The organism is Amycolatopsis sp. H20-H5 (assembly GCF_035828755.1).
Taxonomy (GTDB): domain Bacteria; phylum Actinomycetota; class Actinomycetes; order Mycobacteriales; family Pseudonocardiaceae; genus Amycolatopsis.
In genome coordinates this window covers 1-8347 of the sequence record NZ_JAYMZS010000189.1, presented here as the reverse complement: position 1 = coordinate 8347, position 8347 = coordinate 1, and the positions used below count along the sequence as shown (strand labels likewise).

General features: G+C 70.8%; 11 protein-coding genes and 1 pseudogene. 8 read left to right on the top strand and 4 right to left on the bottom strand.

What is annotated here, in order from left to right; genetic code table 11:
• The 7 genes and pseudogenes from QMK34_RS45160 to QMK34_RS45130 form a co-directional block, all read left to right on the top strand.
• The coding region (locus QMK34_RS45160; protein WP_442785362.1) for a DNA-3-methyladenine glycosylase family protein at positions 1-475 on the top strand (475 nt) is incomplete at its 5' end.
• A 13-nt stretch (positions 476-488) separates the two neighbouring features.
• Positions 489-988, top strand: a pseudogene (locus tag QMK34_RS45155) (methylated-DNA--[protein]-cysteine S-methyltransferase).
• 39 nt (positions 989-1027) lie between these two features.
• A complete protein-coding gene (locus QMK34_RS45150) occupies positions 1028-2245 on the top strand; it encodes a helix-turn-helix domain-containing protein (protein ID WP_326421035.1) in 1218 nt (405 codons plus the stop codon).
• 78 nt (positions 2246-2323) lie between these two features.
• Complete coding sequence (locus tag QMK34_RS45145) at positions 2324-2593, top strand: hypothetical protein (RefSeq protein ID WP_326421033.1); 270 nt, start codon at positions 2324-2326, stop codon at positions 2591-2593.
• 66 nt (positions 2594-2659) lie between these two features.
• A complete protein-coding gene (locus QMK34_RS45140; RefSeq protein ID WP_326421032.1) occupies positions 2660-2923 on the top strand; it encodes a phosphoribosyl-ATP diphosphatase in 264 nt (87 codons plus the stop codon).
• Positions 2924-2955: 32 nt separating this feature from the next.
• Positions 2956-3801, top strand: coding sequence for an ATP phosphoribosyltransferase (hisG, locus tag QMK34_RS45135; RefSeq protein WP_326421031.1), 846 nt, complete (start codon positions 2956-2958; stop codon positions 3799-3801).
• A gap of 6 nt (positions 3802-3807) precedes the next feature.
• On the top strand, positions 3808-4746 hold the full coding sequence (locus tag QMK34_RS45130; protein WP_326421029.1) for an AEC family transporter: 939 nt from the start codon (positions 3808-3810) through the stop codon (positions 4744-4746).
• On the opposite strand, the gene QMK34_RS45125 is transcribed toward QMK34_RS45130, so the two are convergent.
• The 4 genes from QMK34_RS45125 to QMK34_RS45110 form a co-directional block, all read right to left on the bottom strand.
• Positions 4743-5126 carry a VOC family protein gene (locus QMK34_RS45125; RefSeq protein ID WP_326421028.1) on the bottom strand — a complete coding sequence of 128 codons (384 nt, stop codon included), beginning with the start codon at positions 5124-5126 and terminating at the stop codon, positions 4743-4745. The two genes, QMK34_RS45130 and QMK34_RS45125, sit on opposite strands and share 4 nt — an antisense overlap.
• 73 nt (positions 5127-5199) lie before the next feature.
• Positions 5200-6135, bottom strand: a complete 936-nt coding sequence (locus QMK34_RS45120; RefSeq protein WP_326421026.1) for a ParA family protein — start codon at positions 6133-6135, stop codon at positions 5200-5202.
• A gap of 64 nt (positions 6136-6199) precedes the next feature.
• A complete protein-coding gene (locus tag QMK34_RS45115; protein WP_326421024.1) occupies positions 6200-6985 on the bottom strand; it encodes a thioesterase family protein in 786 nt (261 codons plus the stop codon).
• A gap of 3 nt (positions 6986-6988) precedes the next feature.
• Positions 6989-7882 (bottom strand): RecB family exonuclease, encoded by an 894-nt coding sequence (locus tag QMK34_RS45110; RefSeq protein WP_326421022.1) that lies wholly within the window; start codon positions 7880-7882, stop codon positions 6989-6991.
• Between the two features lie 129 nt (positions 7883-8011).
• Between QMK34_RS45110 and QMK34_RS45105 the strand changes: the two genes are divergently transcribed.
• The coding region (locus QMK34_RS45105; protein WP_326421021.1) for a site-2 protease family protein at positions 8012-8347 on the top strand (336 nt) is incomplete at its 3' end.

Sequence of the window (8347 nt, the reverse complement as noted above, 5' to 3'; positions counted from 1 at the left end):
GACGCACGCGGCCCGGCTCGTCCTCGCTCATGGCGAGCCGATCGAGGACCCCGAAGGTGGCCTCACCCACCTGTTCCCGGACCCGGCCGCGCTGGCCGGGCTCGACCCGGAGACCCTCGCCATGCCCGGCAGCCGCCGCCGGACCCTGCTGGCGCTGGTCGGTGCCCTGGTGTTGGGCGAGGTCGACCTCGGCGCGGGCAGCGACTGGCAGCGCGCCCGCGTCCAGCTGGGTGACCTGCCGGGCTTCGGTCCGTGGACGGTCGAGAGCATCGCGATGCGCTCACTCGGCGACCCGGACGCGTTCCTGCCCACCGACCTCGGCATCAAAGCCGCCGCCCAGACGCTGGGCGTCGAGGGCGGCCCCGTCGCGCTCACCGCCCGCGCCCAGGCCTGGCGACCGTGGCGCGCCTACGCCGTGCAGCACCTCTGGGCGACCGGAGACCACCCGATCAACCGGCTCCCCGCAGCGGGCTGACCCAAGGAGAACCATGCTCACCGACCGGACGCACACCGTCGTGGACAGCCCCTGCGGCCCGCTCACGCTCGTCGCCGACGGGGTCAAGCTGTGCGGGCTGTACATGGTCCGGCAGCGTCACCTTCCGGAACTGGCGACGTTCGGCGAACGCGACCCGTCAAACCCCGTGTTCGCCGAAACGGCGCGGCAGCTCAAGGAATACTTCGCCGGGCAGCGCAAGGAGTTCGACCTGCCGATGAGTTCGCTGGCACCCCGTTCCAGCAGCTCGTCTGGACCGCGCTGTGCGACATCCGGCACGGTGAGACGATCTCGTACGGCCAGCTCGCCGACCGGCTCGGCCGCCCCACCGCCTCCCGCGCGGTCGGGCTGGCCAACGGCAAGAACCCGATCGGCATCATCGTGCCGTGCCACCGCGTGGTCGGCTCCAACGGTAATCTGACCGGTTACGGCGGCGGCCTGGACCGCAAGCGGCGCCTGCTCGACTTCGAGCGGGAGGACGGCAGGCTGTTCTGAGCCGTAACCTGGCGGTACCTCTTCGCGAAGGGTGGTCCAGTGAGCGAACCCGCCGAGATCGGTGCCCGCGTCCGCACGATCCGCCGTCGTCGCGGGCTGAGCCTGGAGACAGCCGCGGGCCTCGCCGGGATCTCGAAGCCGTACCTGTCGATGCTGGAGAGCGGCCGCCGCCGGTTCGAACGCCGGGGCCTGCTCGAGGATCTGGCCCGCGCCCTCGGCTGTGCGGTCACCGATCTCACCGGCGAGCCGTATCTGCCCGGCGATCGGGCGATGGCCGAGGCACACGCGACCTTGCCCGAGATCTCCATCGCCCTGTTCGACGCCACACTCGATGACGTGCCCGACCTGCCCGCACGTCCGGTCGGCGACCTGGCCGCCCTCGCCCGAGCCGCGAACGCCGCGTCCGCGGAATCGCGCTACTCCCTGGCGGGACGCGAGCTCGGCGCGCTGCTGACCGAGCTGCACATCCACGCGGTCACCGGGGAACCGGACACCCGGCGGGCCGCGTTGGGCGCTTTGACCGAGGCCTGCTTCGTCGCCGCCGGAAACGCCAGGAACCTCGGCAGCCACGACCTGGCCATGCACGCCGCCAAACGAGGTGAGGAAGCCGCACGTCGGCTGGCCGACCCCGCCCTGGCGGCGTTCGCGGCCATGACGAGCACGAGCGCGCTGAGCCGGATGGGGGCGCGTCATCGCGCGCAACGGGTCGCCGCGGCAGCCCTGGCAGCTGTCGAGCCGCACGCCGATCCTTCCGGTGACGCTCCCGAAACCGCCGAGGCGGCGGGAATGCTGCACCTTTCCTCTGCGCAGATGGCCGCGAAAGACCAGGACCCTTCGCGGGCGGACGACCATCTCCGCGAGGCGGCGGCTCTGGCGGCGCGGACCGGCGAGCGGAACACGTTGCAGTTCTCGTTCGGCCCGGCGAACGTGCGGGCTTGGTCGCTCTCAGTCGCGGTCGAACTGGGCCAAGGAACCGCTCGTGCCGAGACGATCGCCGGGACGAACGGCTACGACGTGGATCTGGTCACCGCGGATCGCCGGGCGGCGCTCCACTTCGATCTCGCCCGCGGTTTCGCGCAGGCAGAGGGCTCCCGCGACGCGGAGGCGGTGCGGCATCTCGACCTCGCGGACCGGATCGCGCCCCAGCGGGTACGCAACGATCCTGTCGCTCGCGAGGTGGTCGCGGTCCTCGACCGCCGGGCACGCCGGGCCGCGTGGGAGCTCGACAGCCTGCGGAACCGCTTCGGAGTGGGTTAACGGATTGTGAACGGTTGATCGCTCACGGCTTTTAGGGTCACTGGTCGTAACAGTGAACAAGGGGCAGGGGGCGGAATCTTGACCGCGTTGATCATGGTCGATCTCGAGCGGGTGCATCCGGTGATCGAGGGGCGTTGGCACCAGGCGCGGTTCGAGCGGCTGCCGGAGCCGGGGGAGCCCGTCAGGACCTTGTGCGGGCTGGTCGAAGCGGCCGAGTACTGCGCCGTCACGTCGCGTTCTCCCTCGCTCGAACGGTGCTGGGTCTGCGACCTCGCGCACCGGCGGTTGCACGGCATGGACGTGCTGCCGACGCATCCCGGTCTGCCCCGCGCGCGGGGTGAATTGTGACCTCTCTGGCACCCACACCGGCCCGGGGCGGCGGCGCCGCCGGACGGATGGAAGTATCTACAGACCGTGAAGACCTTCGATGAGCTGTTCGCCGAGCTTGCCGAGCGCGCGCGTACGCGGCCCGACGGTTCCGGCACCGTTGCGGCGCTGGACGCGGGAGTGCACGCGCAGGGCAAGAAGGTACTCGAGGAAGCCGGCGAGGTGTGGATCGCCGCCGAGCACGAGTCCGATGAGCGACTGGCCGAGGAGATTTCCCAGTTGCTGTACCGGCTGCAGGTCCTGATGCTCGGCCGCGGGCTGACCACCGAGGACGTCTACCGGTACCTGTGACGCGCTCGCGCACACGAACCCGAGGAGAAGCAATGTTGCGTGTCGCCGTGCCCAACAAGGGAGCCCTGGCCGCTTCCGCGTCCGAGATGCTCGGTGAGGCGGGGTACCGCAAGCGGCATGAGCAGCGCGACCTGACTGTCCTCGACACCGTCAACGAGGTCGAGTTCTTCTTCCTGCGGCCCAAGGACATCGCGATCTACGTCGGCTCCGGCGAGCTGGATCTCGGCATCACCGGCCGTGACCTCGCGCTCGACTCCGGTGCGCCGGTCGAGGAGACGCTGGCGCTGGGCTTCGGCGGGTCGACCTTCCGCTACGCCGCGCCCGCCGGGCAGGACTGGAAGCCAGCGGACCTGCACGGCAAGCGGCTCGCGACCTCGTATCCGCGGCTGGTGCGCGAGAATCTGAAGCAGCACGGCGTCGAGGCCGAGGTCATCCGGCTCGACGGCGCGGTCGAGATCTCGATCCAGCTCGGGGTGGCCGACGCCATCGCCGACGTCGTCGAGTCCGGCCGGTCGCTGCGTCAGCACAACCTGGTGGCGTTCGGCGACCCGATCTGCGTGTCCGAAGCGGTGCTGCTGCAGCGCAGGGGCGGTGCCGAGTCGAAGGCGAAGACCCAGCTGACCAAGCGGCTGCAGGGCGTCGTGTTCGCGCAGCACTACCTGATGCTGGACTACGACTGCCCGCGGTCGCTGCTGGATCCGGCCCTCGCGATCACCCCGGGCCTGGAGTCGCCGACGGTCGCGCCGCTGGCCGACCCCGACTGGGTGGCCGTGCGCGCGATGGTGCCGCGCAAGGAAGCCAACCGCATCATGGACGAGCTGTCCGAGACCGGCGCCAAGGCCGTGCTCGCCTCGGACATCCGTTCCTGCCGGTTGTAAGGCCTCTTGACGGGGACGTTGTCGGCGTTCACGCCGATCTGGGTGCTGACCGGGCTCGGTTACCTGCTGAGCCGCTTTTCGGTACTCGGGGATCGCGCCGACCAGGTGCTGACACGGTTCGCGTTCCTGGTCGCGATGCCCGCGGTGCTCTTCGGCACCCTGCTCGACACCCCGTTCTCCGCACTGGTGAACCCGGGCCTGATCGCGTTCGGCGTCGGGACCGGGTTCGCCGGGGTTGCCGGGTTCGTGCTCGCGCGCTGGGTGTTCCGCCGCGGTTTCGGCGACGGCGCGGTGACCGCCATGGCGGCGAGCTACGTCAACGCGGCGAACCTCGGCATTCCGGTGGCGCTACAGGTCTTGGGCAGTTCCTCCTTCATCGTCACCGTGCTGCTGTTCCAGTCCCTGGTCATGATGTCGTCCCTGCTCGCCATGCTGGAGTCCGATGTGGACCGTGGCGGGACGCCGCGCTGGCGGGCGCTGATCAGCCTGCCGATCCGCAACCCGGTGATCGCCGCGTCCCTGCTGGGCGTGCTCGTCGGCACCAGCGGCTGGCGTCCGCCCGAGGTGGTGCTGCAACCGCTGCACACCCTGGGCAACGCCGGGGTCGCCACCGCGCTGCTGGTGCTGGGCATGTCCCTCAACGCGAGCACGACCGACGCCCCGGGACCGGCGGCTGGTCCCGGCCGCCGGTGGGAGGTCCTGGCCGTGGTCGCGCTGAAGGTCGCCGTTCAGCCCGCGGTGGCACTGGGCGCCGGGCTGCTGCTCGGCCTGCCCGAACCGCTGCTGTTCGCCGCTGTGCTGTGCTCGGCGCTGCCGACCGCGCAGAACGTCTTCATCGCCACGAGTCAGTACGCCATCGATACTCGCTTCGTCCGTGACTGCGTGCTGGGTTCGACCGTGGTCTCGATGGGGTCGCTCTCGCTCATCGCGCTGTTGCTGGGCTAGCGGCCGGGACCGTCGCCGGGCTCGGTGTCCGGTAGGGCGAAGTGCGGGTTTTCGATGAGGCCGAGTACCGCGCCGCCGGGTTCCAGCACGCTCGCCACCCGGATGCCGCCGCCGACTTCCTTGACTTCGTCACGCGGCTTCGCGCCGGACGCGAGCAGCTTCGCCAGCGCGGCGTCCACATCGGACACACCCCAGTAGGTGAGCGGTCCGGTCGCCGGGTCGCCGTCCGGGTCGAGCGCGAGCTCGTAGCCAGCGACGTTGTACCCGACGTAGAACGGCTCGTCGAAGTACGGCTCGATCCCCAGCGCCTCGGTGAACCAGGCCTTGCTCACGGCGACGTCCGGCGCCGGATAGATGACGGTGCGCAGTCCCAGGAACATCGGTGACCTCCCCGGCGGCCGGCGTCTCCGGCTGCCAGGAAGAAGCCTGCCACGGCCCACCGACAAAAACCGGCTACCGGGGCCGCTGCGGTTTCTTGGGCAGGAGGTCGTAGAGCTTCTTCCGGGAGCCGTTGTCGTTGGCGTTGCGGGCGATCGAGACTTCGGCGATGAAGTCCTCGAAGACGAAGTCGTCCTCTTCCGGCACGATCGTAGGACCCGCGTGCACGCCGAGGTAGCCGTCCAGCGTCGCGGCGATCTCCCGGAAGGACAACGCCTGCAAGGTTTCCGGGGCGTAGGTGGTGACCGGGACGCCGTGCGCGGCGGCCTCGTTCATCACCACGCCGAGCGGGAGGTGCGAGAGCATCGGGATGCCGAAGGTGTAGAGCTCCTGCAGCGCCGCGGCCGCGTAGTGCGAGATCGGCCTGCGGTAGAGCCCGGGAACCACGCCGTAGTAGACGATCGGCGGGCGGCCGACGGTCTGCTCGACGTAGCGGACCTGGTCACCGAGCAGCCGCAGCGCGCGGATGCTGGTCTTGTCCGGCTGCACCGGCACGAGAATGCCGTGTGACGCGGCCAGCGCGTTGTTGGTCAGCACGTCGAGCGCCGGCGGGCAGTCGATGATCACGTGGTCGTAGTTGGCGAACTGGATGACCCTGGCCAGCTGCCAGCCCGGCACCCGGAACTGGTCGAGCCTGCGGATGAGGTCGAACATGCCGGGCGAGGTCGGGATGACGTCGAAGCAGCCGCCGCGCCCGATGTTGCTGCGCGGATGGGGCACGACCAGCTCCTCGACCGGGCCCTTCCACATCTTCGTGAGCGCCTTGGCCATGCTCGGCCGGTCCGCGGGGATCTCGGCCATGCCGAGCATCTCCGTGGTGGCGTGGCCCTGCGGGTCGAGGTCGATCAGCAGCACACGGCGGCCACGCTCGGCCAGCGCGGCCGCGGCGCCGACGCTGAGCGAGGTCTTGCCGACCCCGCCTTTCTGGTTGACCACCGAGGTGATCTGCATGCCGTCGCGCTCCCTGTCTCCGTCGTTCCGCGAAGGTTATTGGATCTCGGCCCGTCGCGCTCGCCTATCCCGCGGGCCTCCTCCGGACGAGCAGGGCCTGTGCGCCGGTCGCGAGGGGGCCGGAGGTGTCGTGCAGGGTGCTGGTGGCCGTGCCGACCCCGTTCGGGCCGACGAAGGTGGCGGCGTCCAGCCCGATCCATTCACCGATCGGCGGACGGCGCACGTGCACCGTCAGCTCCGAATTGATGAACCACCACTCGCGCGGGTGCAGGAAGTTCGACACCCCGTTCCCGGAGTCCGACACCGCGAAAAGCCGTTGCAGCGCACTGGGTTTCTCACCGTCCACGAGGGCGACACGCTGACGGGCCCAGACCGCGGCCGGACCGGGCGCGTCGAGCGCGCCGCGGACGGCGCGCCACTCCATCGCGTCGAGGTAGCCGCCTTCCCAGCCCGCGGGCCAGGCCGAGACGGCCGCCGTCTCGGGTGCGGGGAGCGCCGGTGCCGGGTCGGTGACGATCTCGGCCGTGTCGGTGGTCGCGATGCGCCAGGCCGACGCGCGCGCCACGACACGCTCGCCGCTGGAGAGCTCGGCGTGCAGCAGTTCCACCGACCGGCCTGGCCGCTCCAGCCACGAACGCACGGACAGCTCCGTGAGCGGCGCCGGGCCCAGGATCTCCACGGTCACCCTGGCCAGCTGGCTCGCATGGGCGGGCTCGACCTGTTCGAGCGCGTGGACGAGCAGTGCCGAGGGCGGCCCGAAATGCTGGGCGTCCGGCGACCAGGGGCCCGCGGTGTGCGCCGTCGGGGAGAATCGCCCGCCACCGAGCGGGACGTAGAAGGCTTCCGGCATCGCTCAATCCGCCCTGTCGAGTGGTGATTCCTCGCCGGGGTCCGGCTCGGGCCAGCCGGGGTAGGGCGGCGGGGTGCCGCCGAACTCGGGACACCGGGACTGGTGGTCGCACCAGCCGCAGAGCTTGCTCTTGTTCGGCCGGAAGTCGCCCGTCTTGCCCGCCTTGAGGATCGCCTGCCAGATGGCTTCCAGCGTGCGCTCGAACCGGATCAGCTCGGCCTCGTCTGGCTGGTAGGCCAGCGACTGCCCGCCGGTGAGGTACATCAGCTTGAGCTGGCGCGGCACGATCCCGCGCAGCCGCCACAGGACCACGGCGTAGAACTTCATCTGGAACATGGCCTTGGCCTCGCCGATCTCGCGCGGCGCGGCCCCGGTCTTGTAGTCGACCACCCGGATCTCCCCGGTGGGCGCCACGTCGACCCGGTCGATGAACCCGCGCAGCAGCACGCCGGAGCCGAGCTCGGTCTCGACGTGGAGCTCACAGGCTTCCGGTTCGAGCCGGGTGGGGTCTTCGAGATCGAAGTAGGCGTCGACCAGTTTCGCCGCCGAAGCCAGCCAGGCGGCGACATCGTCCGGCTTCTCGGCGTCGAACAGTTCCGTCCACTCCGGACGCTCCGCGGACAGCTGGGCCCACGCCGGTTCGAGCAGTTCCTTCGCGCGCGGGGGCACCCTGTCGGCCTGGGGGAGCGCGAACAGCCGCTCCAGCACCGAGTGGACGAGGGTGCCGCGCAGCTGGGCCTTGGTCGGCACCTCGGGCAGCCTGTCCACCGCGCGGAAGCGGTAGAGCAGCGGGCACTGCTTGAAGTCGCTCGCCCTGGACGGCGACAACGCGGGCCGTCTGCGGACCGGCGGGGAACCGGTCGGCGGGTCGGCGGTGACGGTGTCGGTTTCGGACATGGCCCGAGCGTAGCGCCGGGTACCGACAGACCTCGTCGCGAAACGCCTGCCGGCGGCCATGAGCAACACCACCCGGTCGCGCGGCCGGGATCACCCCGTACCCACAACGCGCGTTCTACTCTCTTGCCCATGGCCGCGACGAGCGAACCCGGCGCCGGGCCGTCCCGGCGTGCCGTCACCCCGGACGGCGGTCTCCTGCTGTTCCGCGTGGCCGGGGTGCCCGTCCTGCTGGCGCCGTCCTGGTGGATCGGCTCGCTGATCGTCGTGGTGCTGTACACGCCGTTGGTCGGCAGGCTGCTCCCCGGCGCGAGCATGGCGGTGTCCTGGCTGCTCGCGGCCGCGTTCGCGGTGCTGCTCGGGGTGTCTGTGCTGGCCCACGAGCTGGGGCACTGCCTGGTGGCGCTGCGGCTCGGCATCCCGGTGCGGCGGCTGCGGTTGTTCCTGCTCGGCGGGCTGTCCGAGGTG